We start from the raw sequence: 20468 nt of genomic DNA, 5'->3' as shown, positions 1-20468 counted from the left end.
AACACAATTTAGCCGCAGTGTAGGGGCGCAGCGCGACGGCGTATTGTACCAGGTTGCTGTCTTGTTAGCGGGTGACCTGCTTTTGGTAACGCACGGGGGTAATGCCGTAGCGCTGGGCAAACGCCCGCGTCAGGTGCGCCTGGTCCGTCAGGCCGCTGGCGGCGGCAACCTGAGCGGCAGGCATGCCGTCGGTAAGAAACTGCTTGGCGTGCCACAGGCGGATAGCCATCAGCATTTGATGCGGGGTGACGTGATAGCAGGCTTTGAACTGTCGCTGAAAATGGTAAGGGCTAAGGGACATCAGCGCCGCTAAATCTTCAAGGGTGATGGTGTGCATGTAGTTATCGTAGAGATACTCGCGCACCAGGGCGAAGCGGTTGGTCGCCTCATGGAGTCCGGGCAGATGACGCGCATAGGGCCGAAAAGCTTCGACGAGGTTGAGCAGTAGCCCCTGCTGGGTCAGCGTGTCTTCGGCCTGCCACAGGCCAGCGATAAACTGCGAAACCTGGCGGGCGCGGGTCGGATCGTGATTCACGGCGGCGTTAAACCACCAGCTTCTCTCCCCGGTTAGCGACTCCAGCAGATCGGGCTCAAGATAAATCATGCGGTACTGCCAGCCGTCTTCGCTGGCGGCTTCGCCGGTATGCAGCTCGTCCGGGTTCATCAGCACCAGCGAATCCGTGGGAGCAACCAGCTGCTCGCCACGATAGCGGAAGCGTTCTGCTCCCCAGGTGATGGCCCCGATGCCGAAGGCTTCATGGGTGTGAGGTTCAAAGGCGTACTTCGCAATATGGGCGTGATAAAGCTCAACGCCCGGCAGCTGTGGCAAATGCCGGAACTGGGCGCTGTCTCTCTCATCGCTAAACTGCTCGGGAACTCCCTGCACGCTCTGTCTCTCCACGCGGACTCTCCCGTTATTATAGAGATGTCCGCGTGCAGGGCTAGTTATTAACCAGTTTTTAACAACCAGATTTTAACAACCAGTTTTTAACAACTACAGGGCACTTTTGACGCTGTCGCTGAGCGAGGTCGTTGGGCGGCCAATCAGCTTGCTGAGCTGGTGGCCGTCGTCAAACAGACCGCCTTTTTCCGCGCCTGCATCGGAGTTTGCCAGCAGCGCCGCGAAACCTTCCGGCAGGCCAGCGCCCTGAAGTGCGGCTTTGAAATCCGCTTCGTCCAGGTTCTTATAAACCACAGGTTTGCCGCTTTGCAGGCTTACTTCCGCCGTCAGTTCCGTTAGCGTCCAGCCGTGGTCACCCGCCAACTCGTAAACTTTGCCCGCCTGGTTATCCAGCGTCAGGACTTTAGCTGCTGCTGCCGCGTAATCAGCACGCGTAGCTGAGGCGATTTTGCCTTCCCCGGCACTGCCGATAAACACGCCATGCTGAATAGCCGGCGGTACGCTGGCCAGATAGTTTTCGGTATACCAGCCGTTACGCAGCAGCACGAACGCTACGCCGGATTCTTTGAGCTGTTGCTCGGTGACGATGTGTTCTTCGGCAAGGGCCAGCGGCGATTTGTCGGCATGCAGCAGGCTAGTGTAGGCGATGAGCTTAACGCCCGCTTGTTTTGCTGCGGCAATAATATTGCTGTGCTGAACGGCTCGTTGACCTACCTCGCTGGAGGAGATCAGCAGCACTTTTTCCACGCCGGAGAAAGCCTTCGCCAGGGCTGACACGTCGCCGTAATCCGCCGCACGAACCTGCACGCCTCGGCGGGCAAAATCTTCTACTTTGGCCGGGTTACGCACCACGGCCACAATCTCTTCGGCTTTCACCGTTTTCAGTAAATCTTCAATCACAAGGCGGCCTAGCTGGCCGGATGCGCCGGTAATCGCAATCATGATCAATCTCCTGGGTGATGTTTCGAACAAGTTGTGCCACACTAACACCCTAACTAACTTTTAGTAAGTACGTACAAAAAGGTAAGTGTTAAATGAGTGAAATCAGCGAAGCGCCCATGACGCTGGGTGAGCAAATGCGCAACGGCAACCTGTTTAGCGATAAATGCCCGTCGCGGGACGTGCTGAAGCACGTGACCAGCCGCTGGGGTGTTTTAATTCTAGTGGCATTACAGGACGGCACTCATCGGTTCAGCGATTTAAGGCGCAAGATGGGCGGCGTGAGCGAGAAGATGCTGGCGCAGACGCTGCAATGGCTGGAAGCGGACGGTTTTGTAGATCGCAAATCTTACCCGGTTGTGCCGCCGCACGTGGAGTACACGCTGACGCCGATGGGGCATGAAATTGCCGATAAAGTGGCCGCGCTGGCCGACTGGATAGAAGAGAATTTGCCGCAGGTGATGGCGTCCCGCGAAAAACGGGACGCCTGAGAGACTTACTTGCTTAAATCAAGCTGGTAGATGGCAAAACCAATGTCGTCGTTAGCGACTTTTTTCATTGGGTATTGCCCTTTTTCTTTGATAAACGCGGCTGCTTTGTCGGTTGGCGAGGTTTCAAAGCGGATATCCAGCGGCTGCTTGCTGGCTATCGGCGCCAGACGCCAGTTGTTGTCTGCGGCAGGGTGAATTTCGCCCTGAGCGCCGATCCAGTTAGCCAGTACCGAGCGGTTTTCATCCGGTGAAGCAAAAGCGATGTGGCTATCGCCGGTGCCGGCAAACTTGCCGCCGTAGGCGCGGTAGTTATTGGTCGCCACCAGGAAGACCGCGTTCGGATCGATAGGTTTGCCCTTGAAGGTCAGATCTTTGATGCGCTCTGCCTTCGGGTTCACTATTTGGCATTCGCCGTCGTAGCGGGCCGGCTGGCTAACGTCAATCTGGTAGTTCACGCCGTCGATGACGTCGAAGTTATAGGTACGGAAGCCGTCCCAGTTGATCAGTTCCTGAGGCTTAGCGCTGTTCACGTCGATCTGGTTGTACTGCCCGGCGGAACATTCCAGCCACTCTTTTACTTCTTTGCCGGTCGCTTTCACCACCACCAGCGTGTTTGGGTAAAGGTAGAGATCGGCGGCATTGCGGAAGGTCAGCTGGCCTTTTTCTACTTCAACGAAGCTGGCCGGATCGTTTTTACGTCCGCCCACTTTGAACGGTGCTGCGGCGGAGAGTACCGGCAGGTTGGCAAGATCCGGATCGCCCTGAATGTATTTCTCGACGTAGGCTTTCTGCGCATTATTCACCACCTGAACGGTAGGATCGTCCTGCACCAGCGCCAGATAGCTGTACATGTTGTCCGCTGACTTGCCGACCGGCTTGCTGACAAATTCACGAGTTGCGTTGTGATCGTGTTCCAGCACTTTCACCAGCTTCTCGTCTTCTGCGGCCAGCGACTTTTTAGCTACGCTGTCATAAATCGGCCGTGCTTCGGCCTTGCTGCCGGTGACTTTCCAGCTGCCGGAGTCGTTGTTCAGCACCAGATCTACCACGCCGAGATGATCGCCCCACATGCCCGGCATCACGGCAGGAATACCGTTCAGGGTGCCTTTTTCGATATCGGCCCCTTTAATATTGGCAAAGTCTTTCCCTGGGAACACGGCATGAGCATGGCCGAACATGATGGCGTCCACGCCCGGCACCTGGCTGAGGTAGTAAACCGAGTTTTCGGCCATCGCCTGATAAGGTTCGCTGGAAAGCCCCGAGTGGGCAATCACCACCACCACATCCGCGCCCTGTTTGCGCATTTCTGGCACGTATTTCCTGGCGGTTTCGGTGATGTCGTTCACCGTTACTTTGCCGGTCAGGTTCGCTTTATCCCAGGTCATGATTTGCGGTGGCACGAAGCCGATGTAGCCGATGCGCAGCGTTTGGGTTTTACCGTCTTTGTCTTTGACTTCGGTTTCTTTAATCAGGTACGGCGTGAACATCGGCTTCTGGGTTTTCACGTCGATGATATTGGCGTTAACGTACGGGAACTTCGCACCTGCGAGGGCTTTATGCAGGAAGTCGAGGCCGTAATTGAATTCGTGATTGCCAAGGTTGCCGACGGTATAGTCGAGCGTATTCAGCGCTTTATAGACCGGGTGGATTTCCCCGGCCTTAAGGCCTTTTGCCGCCGCGTAATCGCCCAGCGGACTGCCCTGAATAATGTCGCCGTTATCCACCAGTACGCTGTTGGTGACTTCGCCGCGGGCGGCGTTGATTAAACTTGCTGTGCGTACCAGACCGAACTTCTCAGTAGGCGTATCTTTGTAGTAATCGAAGTCCATCATGTTGCTGTGCAGATCGGTCGTTTCCATGATCCGCAGGTCAACGGTTGCCGCATTGACGCTGGCGGCTATCAGCGTCGCCAGAAGCGTTGCGCTAAACTTAATCATGTTTAAATGTCCTTTTTAGAGGTACGCCACAAAGGGCAATGTATATACAGACTGTTGCTTACAATTTTGTGAAGTCTGCCAGAAAATTCGCCCGTTAAACCGGAAATGCTTCACAGATAGCGCATCGGGGTGCAATGAGATATAAGTAAAACAATAAGTTATTCGCTCGGTGTAGCGCAGAGACACAACACGAGGTGGAGAATGTTAGAACAAATTTGCCAGCTGGCCCGCGAGGCCGGGGTCGCTATCATGCAGGTCTATGAGGGAGAGAAGCCGCTTGAGGCGACGCATAAGACTGATGATTCGCCGGTCACGGCCGCCGATCTTGCCGCGCACGACATTATTCTGAAAGGATTAAAGGCCTTAACGCCGGATATCCCTGTGCTGTCTGAAGAGGATCCCCAGTCGTGGGATACGCGCCAGGGCTGGCAGCGTTACTGGCTGGTGGATCCGTTAGACGGCACCAAAGAGTTTCTTAAACGTAACGGCGAGTTCACCGTGAATATCGCACTTATCGACGGCGGGAAAGCTGTGATGGGCGTTGTGTATGCCCCGGTGCTGAAGATCATGTACAGCGCGGCAGAAGGGAAGGCCTGGAAGGAAGAGTGTGGCGTTCGCAACCAAATTCATGTGCGTGACGCCCGCCCACCTCGCGTAGTTGTGAGCCGTTCTCACGCCGCCAGCGACAGCGAGCTGAAAGAATACCTCCAGCAGATGGGAGAGCATCAGACCACGGCCATTGGTTCATCGCTGAAGTTCTGCCTGGTGGCCGACGGCCAGGCTCAGCTTTATCCGCGTTTTGGGCCAACCAATATCTGGGATACCGCCGCGGGCCATGCCGTAGCGGTCGCCGCCGGGGCGCACGTTCATGACTGGCAGGGCAAGCCGCTGGACTATACCCCGCGCGAGTCGTTCCTTAACCCCGGCTTCCGCGTCTCTATTTACTGAGCAACCCTTGCAGCAGGCTGATCACCTGCTGCACTTCCTGCTGGGTTAACGGACCGTCTTTCGCGAACTGAACCCGCCCTTCCTTGTCCAGTACCACGATGGCGGAGCCGCCCTGTTGCAGCTGCCACGCTTTGGCCGCTACGCCGTTGCCGTCGACGATAAACTGCGACCACGGAAACTCTTTCTTATTACTTTCGATACTGCTGCGCACGAACATGCTGGTGCCGACGATAGCATCATCGGTATTCACAATCGTCGTGGTCTGGTACTTATCGTGCGGGAATTTCGCCGCTTTAATCGCCTCGACCATCGCCGCATTTTCTTCTTTTGCACTCGAACGCCCGGCAATATGCTGCAGGACTCTCACTTTCCCAGGGAGCTGCGCGCTATTCCAGTTTTTATAACTAAACTTACTGTTATCCAGCACCAGCTCGCCCCTGTCGGTAATACCGATAGGAGAAACCCGCTGGTTGTTCTCAAAGTTATGGGCCGAGGCCATTAACGGCAGCAGCAGAGACAGCGCCAGCATTCCGCGCAAAGTCATAGGTGACTCCTTATTGTTGTTAGCAGGTGATCCGACCACTTGAGTCGATGATTTAAGCATATGTGCTGAATAAGCATCTGTCCCGCAATCAAAATGCCAGTTTGCGGGCTGACGCACATAACCCTGAAATTTGAAGGCTTACGCTGCCGTTTTTTACATTTAAAAATATTATTCTGCAACTTTGTAATCTTTTAGTAAAAAAACTTCTACACACTAGGTGACCTTCGATATCTGGACTATAGTTTTCGTGCACCAAACTTTTTCGCCTCAGCTTGTCGGGCCAAATGTGGCTCGCAGAGGCGTTAACATGCAGGAGTAAAGAACAATGAAAATTTTCCAACGTTACAACCCCCTTCAGGTGGCGAAGTACGTGAAGATCCTGTTCCGCGGACGGTTGTATATCAAGGACGTTGGCGCTTTCGAATTTGATAAGGGCAAAATCCTTGTCCCGAAGGTTAAGGATAAGCAACATTACTCGGTGATGTCCGAGGTGAACCGCCAGGTGATGCGTTTGCAGGCGGACATGGGCTAGGCCCAAACGTTGTCAAAAAAACGGCCCCCGAAGGGGCCGTTAGTGTTTGTAGAGCTTGCTTACTGCTCCTGAGGCTCTTCACCATCAGGCAGCTTTGGCGTCAGCGCGACAGGCTTATTGTCGATACGCGTGACCAGCAGCTGGTCGATGCGGTAGTTATCAATATCCACTACTTCAAACTTGTAGCCGGAGAATTTCACCGCGTCGGTACGTTTTGGGATCTTACGCAGCATAAACATCATGAAGCCGCCGATGGTTTCGTAGTTACCTGACTGCGGGAACTCGTCGATATCCAGCACGCGCATCACGTCATCAATCGGCGTACCGCCTTCAACCAGCCACGAGTTCTCGTCACGGGCAACGATTTGCTCTTCCATACCCTGGCCGACCAGGTCGCCCATCAGGGTCGTCATCACGTCGTTCAGGGTAATGATGCCCACCACCAGCGCGTATTCATTCATGATAACCGCGAAGTCTTCACCGGCGGTTTTAAAGCTTTCCAGCGCTTCGGACAGGGTTAACGTGTCCGGCACAATCAGGGCGTTACGCAGGTGTACGCCGCTGTTCAGCGCCATACTCTGGTTGCCCAGCACGCGGTTCAGCAGCTCTTTGGAATCAACGTAGCCGACCACGTGGTCGATATCGCCGTTACACACCAGGAACTTGGAGTGCGGGTGCTCGGCGATGGTGGACTTCAGGCTCTGTTCGTCGGCGTGCAGGTCGAACCAAATCACGTTTTCGCGCGAGGTCATGGAAGACGGCACGGTACGGGATTCAAGCTCAAAGACGTTTTCGATCAGCTCGTGTTCCTGCTTACGCAGCACGCCCGCCAGCGCACCGGCTTCAAACACCGCATAAACGTCGTCGGACGTGATGTCGTCTTTACGCACCATCGGCAGCTTGAAGATGCGGAAGATAACGTTAGCCAGGCCGTTGAAGAACCACACCAGAGGTCTGAAAACAAACAGACAGAAGCGCATCGGGTTGATAATACGTAAAGCAACCGTTTCGGGAGAAATCATACCGATGCGTTTCGGGGTGAGGTCTGCGAACAGAATGAACAGGCTGGTGACAAGGGTGAAGGAGATAATGAAGCTAAGCTGGTCGGCGAGTTCCGGGGCCAGAAAGCGCTCCAGCAGCATTTTAAACGCCGGTGAGAAGGCCGCATCGCCGACGATACCGCCGAGAATGGCCACGGCGTTCAGGCCAATTTGCACCACGGTAAAGAACATGCCCGGCGTTTCCTGCATCTTCAGAACACGCTGCGCGTTGACGTTGCCTTCATCGGCCAGCAGCTTAAGTTTGATTTTGCGAGAGGCGGCAAGCGAGATCTCAGAGATTGAGAAAAAGGCACTGATAGCAATAAGGATAAGTATTATCAAAATACTGTTTAACATAATTTATCTGGCTGTTGTGGCCAGGTCCTCGGAAGGGAAAAGTTGATAAATCTAAGGGGTCAAACACAAGAAATGCTGGCCGCTTTTGTGAACGAGCCAGCAAATTCAAGGAGTAGTATAGCGTAAGGAAGGGATCTGCTACCAGAGGGCGTAATTTATCACCACATTCTCAGCGCCCGGAAAGGTAGCGAAAATTATTGAGGTGGCAGGCAAACCCCGATGCCGCCAATGCCGCAGTAGCCGTGCGGATTTTTATACAGATACTGCTGATGATCGTCTTCTGCGTAATAGAACGGACCCGCATTAGCGATTTCGGTGGTGACCTGGCGTTTATCACCGGCGGCATCCATGGCGGCCTGGAAGCGTTCGAGGCTGGCTCGTGCGGCGCTGTCCTGTTCTGGCGTCAGCGGGTAAATCGCTGAGCGATACTGGGTGCCAACGTCGCCCCCCTGGCGCATCCCCTGAGCCGGGTCGTGGTTTTCCCAGAACACCTGCAGAAGCTGCTCGTAGCTGACCACGTTCGGGTCATAAACCACGCGCACGGCTTCTGCATGGCCTGTTTGACCGCTGCAAACTTCGCGATAGGTTGGGTTTGGCGTGTAGCCGCCGCTGTAGCCAGCGGCCGTGCTGTAAACCCCTGGTATCTCCCAGTACAAACGTTCTACGCCCCAGAAACATCCCATCGCAAACAGAGCGATTTCCATCCCATCTGGTACATTTGTCATTGAGTGTTCGTTAACCGCGTGAAGCGTGGCTACCGGCATTGGCGTATTGCGGCCTGGCAGGGCGTCTGCCTGCGCCACAGAGTGAGTTTTTTCGAACAATGGCATGGTGTTGGATCTCCCGGAAATCGGCAAAAAAGTGAGCGGTTGTCATCAGGCGTGCAATTTCAGACAATACACACAAGTTAGAGACTACATTACATATAAGAAAGATTTAGGCTAGTGAGTTATTTTCAACCCTTAATGTTAGGGTTTTGTTAATCCGCGGAGCGGGAATGACGTTTCCTTCCAGGGGTGGGAACAAGGATATTCAGGAGAAAACGTGCCAGTAATCCGTACTTTGTGTATTACCAGCCTGTGTGTGGCGAGCGCATGGGCTAACGCCGCGAGCGTGCGTTTGCAGGTTGAGGGACTCAGCGGCGAACTGCAAAAAAACGTCCGTGCTCAGCTTTCAACCATTGAAAGCGATGAAGTGACGCCGGATCGTCGCTTCCAGGCTCGCGTTGATGACGCTATTCGCGCAGGGTTAAAGGCGCTGGGCTACTACGAGCCAACCATTGATTTCACGCTAAAGCCGCCTCCGCAGAACGGAGGCCGCCAGGTGCTGCTTGCCAAAGTCGATGCCGGTCAGCCGGTGTTAATTGGCGGCACCGACGTAATTTTGCGTGGGGGAGCGCGAACCGATAAAGACTATCTGGCGCTGCTGCCTAAACGACCCAAAATCGGCACCGTCCTTGACCATGCGGATTACGATAACTTCAAGAAAAGCCTCTCCAGCATTGCGCTGCGTAAGGGCTACTTCGACAGCGATTTCCGCAAAAGCCAGCTGGGCGTTTCTCTCGACAGGCATCAGGCTTTCTGGGATATCGACTACGACAGCGGCGAGCGTTACCGCTTTGGCGCAGTGACTTTTGAAGGCTCGCAGATTCGCGAAGAGTACCTGCAAAATCTGGTGCCCTTTAAGCAGGGCGATTATTACCAGTCAAGCGATCTGGCCGAGCTGAACCGCCGCCTGTCTGCTACGGGCTGGTTTAACTCCGTGGTGGTGGCGCCCGAGTTTGAAAAATCTCGCCAGACCAAAGTACTGCCGCTGCAGGGCGTGGTGACGCCGCGCACTGAAAACACCATTGAAACCGGTGTGGGCTACTCCACTGACGTTGGCCCGCGCGTAAAGGCGAGCTGGAAAAAGCCGTGGATGAACTCCTATGGCCACAGCCTGACGACCAGCACCAGCCTCTCCGGGCCTGAGCAAACGCTCGACTTCAGCTATAAAGTGCCGCTGTTGAAAAGCCCGCTGGAGCAATATTACCTGGTGCAGGGCGGCTTTAAGCGCACCGATCTCAACGACACCAAATCAGACTCCACCACGGTGGCGCTGTCCCGCTATTGGGATATGTCGAGCGGCTGGCAGCGCGCGGTTAACCTGCGCTGGAGCCTCGACCACTTTACTCAGGCCGACGTCACGAACACGACAATGCTGCTTTATCCTGGCGTTAGCCTGAACCGCACTCGCTCACGCGGCGGCCTGATGCCCACGTGGGGCGACTCCCAGCGCTACTCGATTGATGTCTCCAACACGACCTGGGGTTCTGACGTCGATTTCGGCGTATTCCAGGCTCAAAACGTCTGGATCCGCTCGCTGTACGAAAAGCATCGTTTTGTGGTGCGAGGCAATCTCGGCTGGATAGAAACCAACAACTTTAAAAAAGTGCCGCCTGACCTGCGTTTCTTCGCCGGGGGGCGACCGCAGCATTCGCGGCTATAAATACAAATCTATTTCGCCAGAAGACAGCAACGGCAAGCTGACCGGTGCCTCCAAGCTGGCGACCGGCTCGCTGGAATATCAGTACAACGTGACCGGCAAATGGTGGGGCGCCGCGTTCGTTGACTCTGGTGAAGCGGTGAACGACATCAAACGCAGCAACTTCAAAACCGGCGCGGGCGTTGGCGTGCGCTGGCAGTCCCCGGTTGGGCCTATCAAGCTCGACTTTGCGGTACCGGTGGGTGACAAGGAAGAGCACGGTTTACAGTTTTACATCGGTTTGGGGCCTGAACTATGAGTCGCTGGAAGAAAATAAGCCTCGCGGTGTTGGCGGTTATTGTGTTGCTGATCGCCGCAGTAGGTTTCCTGGTAGGTACGACGTCAGGCCTGCATTTGTTGTTTAAAGGCGCTAATCGCTGGGTGCCGGGGCTGAATATCGCCCAGGTTGACGGCGGGTGGCGCAATCTGACGCTGAAAAAACTGAGCTACGAGCAGCCAGGCGTCGCCGTTCGTGCGGGCGAGGTTCATCTCGCCGTTGAGCTTAAGTGCCTGTGGCACAGCAGCCTGTGCGTGAATGATTTCTCGCTGAAAGATGTGGATGTCGCGGTCGACACGAAAAAAATGCCGCCGTCTGCGCCTGTTCAGGAGGAAGACAGCGGCCCGCTGAACCTCTCCACGCCGTATCCGATTACTCTCAGCCGCGTGGCGCTGAATAACGTCAATGTGAAAATCGACGACACCACCGTTTCGGTGATGGATTTCACCAGTGGCCTGAACTGGGAGCAGCGCAACCTGACGCTGACGCCAACCAGCCTGGAAGGCCTGCTGATTGCCCTGCCGAAGGCGGCGCAGGTGGCAAAAGAAGAAATTGTTGAGCCGAAGATCCAGAACCCTCAGCCGGAAGAAGCGCCGCTGGGTGAAACGCTGACAAAGCTGTTTGAAAAGCCGCTGCTGCCGGAAATGACCGACGTTAATTTGCCGGTGAATCTGAATATTCAGGAATTCCGCGGAGCACGCCTGCGCCTGACCGGTGACACCGACCTGATGGTCAACTCGCTGCTGCTGAAAGTGAGCAGCATCGACGGCAACCTGAAGCTGGATGCGCTGGATGTGGACTCCTCTCAGGGGCTGGTGAACGCCACCGGTAGCGCCCAGCTGCGCGACAACTGGCCGGTTGACCTGACGCTTAACAGCACGCTGAACATCGACCCGCTGAAAGGCGAAAAGGTGAAGATGACTGTCGGTGGTGCATTGCGCGACGAGCTGAAAGTGGGCGTCAATCTTTCCGGCCCGGTGGGGATGCAGTTGAATGCCCAAACCCGCCTTGCGGAAGCCGGATTGCCGCTGAATATCGAGCTGGACAGCAAGCAGCTTTACTGGCCGCTGACCGGCGCGAAGCAATATCAGGCCGACGACCTTAAGCTTCGCCTGACCGGCAAAATGACCGACTACAAGCTTGCCTTTAGCACCGCCGTGAAGGGTGATCAGGTGCCGCCTGCTACCATCACGCTGGACGGCAAAGGAAACGAACAGCAGTTTAGCCTCGATAAGCTGCGCGTGGCCGCGCTGCAGGGCAACACTGACCTGAAAGCGCTGGTGGACTGGAGCAAAGCGATCAGCTGGCGCGGGGAATTAACGCTTGCCGGAATCAACACCGCGAAGCAGTTCCCGGACTGGCCTGCAAAGCTTGATGGCAAAATTAAAACGCGCGGTAGCCTGTATGGCGGCAGCTGGCAGCTGGATATTCCTGAGCTGAAGCTTGCGGGTAACGTGAAGCAGAATAAGGTCAACGTTCAGGGCACGCTGCAGGGCAACAACTACATGCAGTGGAAGGTGCCGGGCCTGCATCTGGAGCTGGGCCGCAATACCGTGGACGTCAAAGGGGAGCTGGGTGAGAAAGAGCTGAACCTCGACGCCAACATTAATGCCCCGAACCTGGACAACGCCCTGCCGGGGCTGGGCGGCACGGCGAAAGGTATTGTGAAGGTTCGCGGTGACGTGAAAGCCCCGCAGCTGCTGGCTGACCTGACCGCAAACGGCCTGCGCTGGCAGGAGCTGACGATTGCCCGGGTTCTGCTGAAAGGCGATGTGAAATCGAGCGACCAAATCGCCGGTAACCTCAACCTGCGCGTAGAGCGAGTGGCTCAGCCGGGCGTGAAGGTTGACCTGGTCACGCTGGACGCGAAGGGCGATGAGAAACAGCATCAGCTTCAGCTACGCGTTCAGGGAGAGCCGGTTTCCGGACGCCTTAACCTAAGCGGTAGCTTCGATCGCAACGAAGAGCGCTGGCGCGGCAAGCTCAGTGATACCCGCTTTGAGACGCCGGTGGGGCCGTGGGCGCTAAACCGCGAGCTGACGCTGGACTTCCGCAACAAAGAACAGAAAATCGCTATTGGCCCGCACTGCTGGGTAAACCCGAATGCCGAGCTTTGTGTGCCGCAAACTATCGACGCCGGGGCGAAAGGCCGGGCGCTGGTTAACCTCAACCGCTTCGATCTGGCCATGCTCAAACCGGTGATGCCGGCGGATACTCAGGCCAGCGGCGTATTTACCGGTAAGGCTGACGTGAGCTGGGACAGCGAAGCCGGTGGCCTGCCGCAGGGCCAGGTCACGCTCAGCGGGCGTGGCGTGAAGGTGGCGCAGGTGGTGAACGGCAATACCTTGCCGGTTGCCTTCGACACGCTGAATCTCAACGCCGAACTGAAAAATAACCGCGCTCAGCTTGGCTGGCTGGTGAAGGTGGCGAATAACGGGCAGTTTGACGGCCAGGTGCAAATCACCGATCCACAGGGGCGGCGTAACCTTGGCGGCAACGTCAATATTCGCAACTTCTCCCTGGCTATTGCCAACGCCATCTTCTCGAAAGGTGAAAAAGCTGACGGGACGCTAAATGCGAACCTGCGTCTTGGCGGGAACCTTGAACGGCCGCAGATGTTCGGGCAAATGCAGCTTAATGGCGTAGATGTTGAAGGCAACTTCATGCCGTTCGACATGCAGCCGAGCCAGATTGCCATGAACTTCAACGGCATGAACTCCACGCTGCAGGGCGTGGTGCGTACCAAGCAGGGGCAGATTGTGTTGAGCGGCGATGCCGACTGGACGCAAATCGACAACTGGCGGGCACGCATTGCCGCGAAGGGCAGCAAAGTGCGTATCACCGTTCCGCCGATGGTGCGGCTGGACGTTTCCCCGGACATTGAGTTTGTGGCGACGCCAAGCCTGTTCACCCTTAACGGGAACGTGGATGTGCCTTGGGCGCGTATTGTCGTGCATGACGTGCCGGAAAGCGCCGTTGGCGTCTCCAGCGACGAAGTGATGCTGGACAAAGAGCTGAAGCCGGTTAATCCGCAGTCCGCCGGGATCCCTATCAACAGCAACCTGACGATTCACGTTGGCAACAACGTGCGGTTGGATGCCTTTGGCCTGAAAGCTCGCCTGACCGGTGACCTGAAAATGGTTCAGGACAAACAGGGGCTGGGCCTGAACGGCCAGATAAATATTCCGCAGGGGCGCTTCCACGCGTACGGTCAGGATCTTATCGTCCGCAAAGGTGAACTGCTGTTCTCTGGCCCACCGGACAACCCATATCTGAATATCGAAGCTATTCGTAACCCTGACTCGACCGAAAACAGCGTTACGGCGGGCGTACGCGTGACCGGCCCGGCAGATGAACCCAAAGCTGAAATATTCTCTGACCCGGCAATGTCGCAGCAGGAAGCCTTGTCCTACCTGCTTCGCGGCCAGGGTTTGGACACTTCCGGCAACGACGGCGACGCCATGACGTCAATGCTTGTGGGCCTGGGGGTTGCACAAAGTGGTCAGGTTGTGGGTAAAATCGGCGAGACGTTTGGCGTAAGCAATCTGGCGCTCGATACCGCAGGAGTGGGTGATTCCTCTCAGGTGGTGGTCAGCGGCTATGTACTGCCGGGTCTACAGGTTAAGTATGGCGTAGGTATTTTTGACTCTCTGGCGACGTTAACGCTGCGTTATCGTCTGATGCCTAAGCTATATCTGGAAGCGGTGTCTGGCGTAGATCAGGCACTAGATCTGCTCTATCAGTTTGAGTTTTAGCAATGCGAATATTTGTTTACGGCAGTTTACGACGCAAACAAGGCAACAGCCACTGGATGACCAACGCCCAGTGGCTGGGCGACCACACGCAGGAAAACTACGTGTTGTATAGCCTTGGGCATTATCCAGGCGCCGTGCCGGGAGATGGCGTGGTATTGGGAGAAGTTTACCGAATAGATGCCTCCACGCTTTCCGAGCTTGACGCGCTGCGCACCAAAGGGGGCGAGTACAGCCGTCAGCTGATTCAGACACCTTACGGCGGCGCGTGGATGTACGTCTACCAGCGCCCGGTGGAGGGGTTAACCCGCATCGACAGCGGTAACTGGCTGGATCGAGAAAAGAACTAAGCAAACCTAAGCGGCCACGCCAACACGTGGCCGTTTTTTTTGCCTGCCTCCCATCTATTTGTCTCCCCTTCTGGTTTTGCAACACATGCTGGGAAGTCGCTCCCATAATGTTAATCAGCTTCCCTTTCATGCTGGCTATTCTGCCGAGTCCCTTTTATAACTGACGATATCTTGAGCAGATTTGTTTATACTTCGTATAACTTTATCTGTCAGGAGAGAGCATGCGCATCACCATCAAAAAATGGGGGAACAGTGCTGGTATGGTCATTCCCGGTGCACTAATGGATGAGCTAGGCGTAAAAATCGGACAAAGCATGGAGGCAGAAGTGATTGATAATCAGCTGATTATGAAACCCGCAAGGAAAAAATATACCCTGGATGAGCTATTAGCTCATGGCGACCCGTCGGCGCCAAAAATTTCTGAAGAAGACATTTGGGGCAAGGATAACCCGGTCGGGAAAGAAGTATGGTGAGACGAGGGGGTTTTGAAAGGGGAGATATTGTTCTTGTGGGGTTCAATCCCGCCGTTGGCCGGGAGCAACAGGGGGAAGGCCGTCCTGCTCTTGTGCTTTCAACCCGGGCATTTAACCAGACGGGCACTGCGCTAGTGGCACCTATAACCCAGGGCGGAAATTACGCAAGGGACGCAGGTTTTGCCGTATCCCTGAGTGGATGCGGGACAGAGACCTGCGGCGTGGTATTAATTAACCAGGCCAGAATGGTAGATCTTGAATGCTGCGGGGCGCAGAAACGCGAAACAGCGCCGGCAGACGTTGTCGAGGAAGTTTTAGCCAGACTCCAGGCCATCATCGAATAAACAAAAACACCGCCCTCAGGCGGTGTTTTTTCTTCCGGGCTAACTTACTTCTTAGCGCGTTCGAAAGAGGCGATGATTTCAGCTTTAGCGGCTTCGGCGTTGTCCCAACCGTCAACTTTCACCCATTTGCCTTTCTCGAGATCTTTGTAGTGCTCGAAGAAGTGAGTGATCTGCGCTTTCAGCAGTTCTGGCAGGTCGTTCACATCTTTGATGTGATCGTACTCTTTGCTCAGTTTGGTGTGCGGTACGGCAACCAGCTTCGCGTCTTCGCCAGACTCATCGGTCATTTTCAGCACGCCAACTGGGCGGCAACGGATAACGCTACCTGGCTCCAGTGGGTATGGCGTTGGGACCAGCACGTCAACCGGATCACCGTCCAGAGACAGGGTGTGGTTGATGTAGCCGTAGTTGCACGGATAGAACATCGCGGTAGACATGAAACGGTCAACAAACAGCGCGCCGCTCTCTTTGTCTACTTCGTATTTGATTGGGTCAGCGTTAGCAGGGATTTCGATAACAACGTAGATATCTTCCGGCAGATCTTTACCCGCTGGGACGTTGAGTAAGCTCATGTCTGTTTCCTTTAACCTGGTGTATTTCAAGTGCCCGATATTATAGCCAACTGCGGTTAAATGTCTTTTGCTGTTTTTTGACCGCGACCCTTCTCGCCGCCAAACCCGCTGCTTTAGGCTGCGGAAGCCTGGCGTCACGCCATTGTCATGATTGAGGTAAACATCACCGCAACAAGCACTTAACGAGCATAAATAACGCAAATTGATTAAACATTTTCCGAAAATTGCCGATAACACGCTCACTACTTTATTCATGAGCCATCGTTAACCGGGAATGTAGCATGTTGAGAAATTTGTCGATTCGTACGGGGCTGCTGACGCTGTTAGCGGTTATGACGTTCTTGCTGTTGGTTGTAAGCGGCATCGGCATTTATGCCCTGCAGCAAAGTTCCTCCTCTCTTGAGCGCATAAACCGCCTGCAGGGAGAGCAAATGGTGCGCCTTAGCGATGGTTATATTCTGCTGCTTCGTGCCCGCAATGAGGCAAGCCAGGCGGTGCGCCAGATGGAAATAGGCATGCTGGACGATGCGACAAAAGCCACGAAAAACATTGCCGGTGAAGTTGGCCAGGCGCAGAAAAACCTCAAGTCCGTTATCGACAGCGGCGTGAACGACGACCAGGGCAACGCGCTGCTTGCCAGCCTGGCGCAAAGCTTTGGCACCTATCAGGCGCAGGGGATTTCCCCGATGCTGGCCGCGTTACAAAAACAAAGCCCGGACGATTATTACGATCTGCTGGAAAAAAGCCTGATTCCGCTGGGGCTGAAGTTTGATAACGACGTGCAGGCATTCCAGCGCTGGGGTGAAACGCGCGGCAACAGCGAAGTAGCAGCCGTACAGCTGCACAAAAAAATCGTTCTGGGCTTTATTATTCTCGCCGCGCTGCTGACCGCCGCCATTATTGTGCTGGTCTGGCTGGCGCTGCGCCACCTGCTGCTGAAGCCTTTGGATGAGGCAATTCATCAGCTGGAGTTTGTCGCGGAAGGGGATTTAACCCAGCCGCTTCCGCAAACCGGCAATAACGAATTTGGCCGTCTTGCCGGCGCGATTGTGGCGATGAGAACCTCGCTGGTGGAATCCGTCAGCCGCGTGCGTGACGCCTCTTCGCAGATTGATACCGGCAGCCGCGAGCTGGCGGCAGGCAACCTCAATCTCTCCCAGCGTACGGAATCTACCGCGACATCTCTGGAAGAAACCGCGGCCAGCATGGAGCAAATTACCGCGACGGTAAAACAAAACGCCGACAACGCGGAGCAGGCGCACAAGCTGGCTAAAGTGGTTTCCGACACCGCCGACCGCGGCAGCGAAATGGTTTGCTACGTGATTGAAAAAATGCGCGACATCTCAGGCAGCGCAGGCCGTATTGCCGATATTCTGAGCGTTATCGACGGCATCGCTTTCCAGACCAATATTCTGGCGCTTAACGCTTCGGTTGAAGCGGCCCGGGCGGGTGAGCAAGGCCGTGGTTTTGCCGTGGTGGCCGGTGAAGTTCGTACTCTGGCAAGCCGCAGCGCGGAAGCTGCAAAAGAGATCCGCACCCTGATCTCTAACTCTCAGACCCACGTGGGTGAGGGCAGCGATTTGGCGCAGCAGGCTGGGGAAACTATGGACGAAATCGCCGAAGAAATTATGCGGATGACCAAACTGGTTCGCGAAATTGCCAATGCCTCTAACGAACAGAGCCACGGTATTGAGCAGGTGAATATTGCGGTAAGCCAGATGGATGAGGCGGCGCAGCAGAACGCGGCATTGGTCGAGCAGTCCACCGCCGCCACACATTCGCTGGAAGAGCAGTCGCAGCAGCTGGTCGCCGCGATGGCTTCGTTCCGTTACTAATCGATTAATGCCTCTTCCCTGGGGAAGAGGCATATGGTGCCGGGTAAATCAGGCGTCCGGGTATTCGCGAATAAAGCGCTCTACGTCCTCGACCATATGCTGAGTGCCGACGAAGAACGGACGGCGCTGGTGTAGCGTAGTTGGGATGATATCCAGAATTCTCTCTTTACCGTCGCTGGCTTTACCGCCGGCCTGTTCCGCAAGGAACGCCATCGGGTTACCTTCATACAGTAAACGCAGCTTGCCTTCCGGGTGGCTGGCGGTGCTTGGATAGAGATAAATCCCGCCTTTCAGCAGGTTACGGTGGAAGTCCGCCACCAGGGAGCCAATGTAGCGCGAGGTGTACGGGCGCTTGCTGGCGGTATCTTCTTCCTGGCAGAACTTGATGTACTTCTTCACGCCGTTCGGGAATTTAATGTAGTTGCCTTCGTTAATGGAGTAGGTGTTGCCTCTCTCCGGGAAGCGCATACGTTCCTGGCTCAGGCAGAACACGCCAAGGGAAGGATCGTAGGTGAAGGCGTGTACGCCGCAGCCGGTGGTGTAAACCAGCATGGTCGACGAGCCATACACTACGTAGCCAGCGGCGACCTGCTGGTTGCCCGGCTGAAGGAAATCTTCTTCGGTGACCGGCGTACCGACCGGCGTAATGCGGCGGTAGATAGAGAAGATGGTGCCAACAGAAACGTTGACGTCGATGTTAGAAGAGCCGTCAAGCGGGTCCATCAGCACGACGTATTTTGCCTGCTCGGCGCCTTCAAAGACGACGATATCGTCTTCTTCTTCAGAGGCGATACCGGCCACAATGCCGCGTGCTTTCAGCGCTGCCTTGAGTTTTTCGTTTGCGAACAGGTCGAGTTTTTGCTGCTCTTCGCCCTGCACGTTTTCGGCACCGCTCGCCCCCAGGATATCAACCAGACCGGCCTTATTGATATCGCGGTGGATGATTTTAGCGCCCAGCTTTATTGCCGACAGTAAAGCCGTGAGCTCACCGGTTGCATGCGAAAACTCATGCTGTTTTTCGACAATAAATTCACCTAACGTTTTCATAACACTTTCCCTGCATCATTATGTTGGATAAAGCGATCGCAACAATCTTAACAAATTTTCAAATTGTCGCGCACAGGTGAATCGCGCCAGCAAGATAAGGAATATCCTGAAATGCGTTTCGCCTCCTGAGCCATGCGGTTAGAATGTGCGCCAAACAAAAAAAGGAAAGTTTCGTATGCGCATTCACATTCTAGGGATCTGTGGCACCTTTATGGGCGGCCTGGCGATGCTGGCACGCTCTTTAGGGCATGAAGTGACGGGCTCGGACGCCAATGTTTACCCACCGATGAGTACGCTGCTTGAAGAGCAGGGGATCTCGTTAATCGAAGGTTATGACGCCAGCCAGCTCGACCCACATCCTGATCTGGTTATCATCGGTAACGCGATGACGCGCGGGAATCCGTGTGTGGAAGCCGTTCTGGAACAGGGCATTCCTTATATGTCTGGCCCGCAGTGGCTGCATGACTTTGTGCTGCGTGACCGCTGGGTGATTGCGGTTGCGGGGACGCACGGGAAAACCACGACGGCCGGTATGGCCACCTGGATTCTGGAAGCCTGCGGCTACAAGCCTGGTTTTGTCATTGGCGGCGTGCCGGGCAACTTTGAAGTGTCCGCTCGCCTGGGTGACAGCCCATTCTTCGTGATTGAAGCCGATGAATATGACTGCGCGTTCTTCGACAAGCGTTCCAAATTTGTGCATTACTGCCCGCGCACGCTGATCCTCAACAACCTTGAGTTCGATCACGCCGATATCTTTGACGACCTGAAAGCTATCCAGAAGCAGTTCCACCACCTCGTGCGCATCGTGCCGGGTCAGGGAAAAATCATCTGGCCGGAAAATGACGCTAATCTGAAGCAAACCCTCGCCATGGGCTGCTGGAGCGAGCAGGAACTGGTGGGCGAGCAAGGCCACTGGCAGGCGAAGAAACTGACCACCGATGCTTCTCAGTGGGAAGTGTATCTGGACGGGGAATGCGTGGGCAACGTGAACTGGCAACTAGTCGGCGAGCACAACATGCATAACGGGCTGATGGCTATTGCCGCCGCTCGCCACGTTGGCGTGACCCCGGCCGATGCCGCTCAGGCGTTGGATGGTTTTGTTAACGCACGCCGCCGCCTTGAACTGCGCGGCGAAGCGCATGGCGTCACGGTTTATGACGATTTTGCTCACCACCCAACGGCTATTCTGGCGACGCTGGCAGCCCTGCGTGGGAAAGTGGGCGGCACCGCACGTATTCTGGCCGTGCTGGAGCCTCGTTCAAACACCATGAAGATGGGCGTCTGCAAAGATGATCTGGCGCCGTCGCTGGGGCGCGCAGACGAAGTCTTCCTGCTTCAGCCGCAGCATATTCCTTGGCAGGTGGCTGAAGTCGCCGAAGCCTGCGTGCAGCCGGCACACTGGAGCGCTGATGTGGACACGCTGGCGGAAATGGTGGTGAAAACGGCACAGCCGGGCGACCACATTCTGGTCATGAGCAACGGCGGTTTCGGCGGTATTCACCAGAAACTGCTGGATGGCCTGGCGAAGAAAGCGGAACAGCAGAACGAACAGGCTTTTTAAGCGCGTCGGTCTGATAAGAAAAGGGCGCACCGAAAGGTACGCCCT

At 55.4% G+C, this 20468-nt stretch carries 17 protein-coding genes and 1 pseudogene; 10 read left to right on the top strand and 8 right to left on the bottom strand.

Going from position 1 to position 20468, the window contains the following annotated elements; genetic code table 11:
• Positions 1–64 precede the first annotated feature (64 nt).
• Together JT31_RS09715 and JT31_RS09710 are read right to left on the bottom strand one after the other, a co-directional pair.
• Positions 65–886, bottom strand: a complete 822-nt coding sequence (locus JT31_RS09715; RefSeq protein WP_038476130.1) for an AraC family transcriptional regulator — start codon at positions 884–886, stop codon at positions 65–67.
• Positions 887–994: 108 nt separating this feature from the next.
• On the bottom strand, positions 995–1843 hold the full coding sequence (locus JT31_RS09710) for an SDR family oxidoreductase (RefSeq protein WP_038476127.1): 849 nt from the start codon (positions 1841–1843) through the stop codon (positions 995–997).
• 92 nt (positions 1844–1935) lie between these two features.
• On the opposite strand from JT31_RS09710, the gene JT31_RS09705 reads away from it, so the two are divergent.
• The gene (locus tag JT31_RS09705; protein ID WP_038476124.1) at positions 1936–2331 is read left to right on the top strand and encodes a winged helix-turn-helix transcriptional regulator; all 396 of its coding nucleotides are present in this window, start codon (positions 1936–1938) and stop codon (positions 2329–2331) included.
• Positions 2332–2336: 5 nt separating this feature from the next.
• Here the strand turns inward: JT31_RS09705 and JT31_RS09700 are convergent, their stop codons facing one another.
• The gene (locus JT31_RS09700) at positions 2337–4268 is read right to left on the bottom strand and encodes a bifunctional 2',3'-cyclic-nucleotide 2'-phosphodiesterase/3'-nucleotidase (protein WP_038476121.1); all 1932 of its coding nucleotides are present in this window, start codon (positions 4266–4268) and stop codon (positions 2337–2339) included.
• 201 nt (positions 4269–4469) lie between these two features.
• Here JT31_RS09700 and cysQ point away from each other — a divergent pair, with 201 nt between their 5' ends.
• Positions 4470–5216: a 3'(2'),5'-bisphosphate nucleotidase CysQ gene (gene cysQ, locus JT31_RS09695; RefSeq protein ID WP_038476118.1), complete on the top strand. Its 747-nt coding sequence runs from the start codon at positions 4470–4472 to the stop codon at positions 5214–5216.
• Here cysQ and JT31_RS09690 read toward each other — a convergent pair.
• Positions 5206–5760, bottom strand: coding sequence for a YtfJ family protein (locus JT31_RS09690; RefSeq protein ID WP_038476115.1), 555 nt, complete (start codon positions 5758–5760; stop codon positions 5206–5208). The genes cysQ and JT31_RS09690 overlap by 11 nt on opposite strands.
• Positions 5761–6085: 325 nt before the next feature.
• Between JT31_RS09690 and JT31_RS09685 the strand changes: the two genes are divergently transcribed.
• The gene (locus JT31_RS09685; protein WP_008460430.1) at positions 6086–6292 is read left to right on the top strand and encodes a DUF1107 domain-containing protein; all 207 of its coding nucleotides are present in this window, start codon (positions 6086–6088) and stop codon (positions 6290–6292) included.
• A 59-nt stretch (positions 6293–6351) separates the two neighbouring features.
• On the opposite strand, the gene JT31_RS09680 is transcribed toward JT31_RS09685, so the two are convergent.
• Complete coding sequence (locus tag JT31_RS09680; RefSeq protein ID WP_038476112.1) at positions 6352–7689, bottom strand: hemolysin family protein; 1338 nt, start codon at positions 7687–7689, stop codon at positions 6352–6354.
• 194 nt (positions 7690–7883) lie between these two features.
• Positions 7884–8519 (bottom strand): peptide-methionine (S)-S-oxide reductase MsrA, encoded by a 636-nt coding sequence (msrA, locus tag JT31_RS09675; protein WP_038476109.1) that lies wholly within the window; start codon positions 8517–8519, stop codon positions 7884–7886.
• Between the two features lie 214 nt (positions 8520–8733).
• On the opposite strand from msrA, the pseudogene tamA reads away from it, so the two are divergent.
• The 5 genes and pseudogenes from tamA (at position 8734) to JT31_RS09650 (ending at position 15408) form a co-directional block, all read left to right on the top strand.
• Positions 8734–10471 (top strand): annotated as a pseudogene (tamA, locus tag JT31_RS09670) (autotransporter assembly complex protein TamA).
• On the top strand, positions 10468–14244 hold the full coding sequence (tamB, locus tag JT31_RS09665; protein WP_038476106.1) for an autotransporter assembly complex protein TamB: 3777 nt from the start codon (positions 10468–10470) through the stop codon (positions 14242–14244). The pseudogene tamA and the gene tamB overlap by 4 nt, the downstream one beginning before the upstream one ends.
• A 2-nt stretch (positions 14245–14246) precedes the next feature.
• Positions 14247–14591 carry a gamma-glutamylcyclotransferase family protein gene (locus tag JT31_RS09660; RefSeq protein WP_038476103.1) on the top strand — a complete coding sequence of 115 codons (345 nt, stop codon included), beginning with the start codon at positions 14247–14249 and terminating at the stop codon, positions 14589–14591.
• 221 nt (positions 14592–14812) lie between these two features.
• Positions 14813–15064, top strand: a complete 252-nt coding sequence (locus tag JT31_RS09655) for an AbrB/MazE/SpoVT family DNA-binding domain-containing protein (protein ID WP_038476100.1) — start codon at positions 14813–14815, stop codon at positions 15062–15064.
• On the top strand, positions 15058–15408 hold the full coding sequence (locus tag JT31_RS09650) for a type II toxin-antitoxin system ChpB family toxin (RefSeq protein ID WP_038476097.1): 351 nt from the start codon (positions 15058–15060) through the stop codon (positions 15406–15408). The genes JT31_RS09655 and JT31_RS09650 overlap by 7 nt, the downstream gene beginning before the upstream one ends.
• Positions 15409–15452: 44 nt before the next feature.
• On the opposite strand, the gene ppa is transcribed toward JT31_RS09650, so the two are convergent.
• Positions 15453–15980 (bottom strand): inorganic diphosphatase, encoded by a 528-nt coding sequence (ppa, locus tag JT31_RS09645; RefSeq protein WP_004857176.1) that lies wholly within the window; start codon positions 15978–15980, stop codon positions 15453–15455.
• Between the two features lie 281 nt (positions 15981–16261).
• On the opposite strand from ppa, the gene JT31_RS09640 reads away from it, so the two are divergent.
• Positions 16262–17815, top strand: coding sequence for a methyl-accepting chemotaxis protein (locus JT31_RS09640; protein WP_038476092.1), 1554 nt, complete (start codon positions 16262–16264; stop codon positions 17813–17815).
• A gap of 48 nt (positions 17816–17863) precedes the next feature.
• Here the strand turns inward: JT31_RS09640 and fbp are convergent, their stop codons facing one another.
• The gene (gene fbp / locus JT31_RS09635) at positions 17864–18862 is read right to left on the bottom strand and encodes a class 1 fructose-bisphosphatase (RefSeq protein ID WP_038476089.1); all 999 of its coding nucleotides are present in this window, start codon (positions 18860–18862) and stop codon (positions 17864–17866) included.
• A gap of 175 nt (positions 18863–19037) precedes the next feature.
• On the opposite strand from fbp, the gene mpl reads away from it, so the two are divergent.
• Positions 19038–20423 carry a UDP-N-acetylmuramate:L-alanyl-gamma-D-glutamyl-meso-diaminopimelate ligase gene (gene mpl, locus JT31_RS09630; protein ID WP_038476085.1) on the top strand — a complete coding sequence of 462 codons (1386 nt, stop codon included), beginning with the start codon at positions 19038–19040 and terminating at the stop codon, positions 20421–20423.
• The last annotated feature ends 45 nt before the right edge of the window (positions 20424–20468 follow it).

Origin of the sequence: Cedecea neteri (assembly GCF_000757825.1) — a bacterium.
Taxonomy (GTDB): Bacteria; Pseudomonadota; Gammaproteobacteria; order Enterobacterales; family Enterobacteriaceae; genus Cedecea; species Cedecea selenatireducens.
This window is presented reverse-complemented; position numbering and strand designations above follow the sequence as displayed.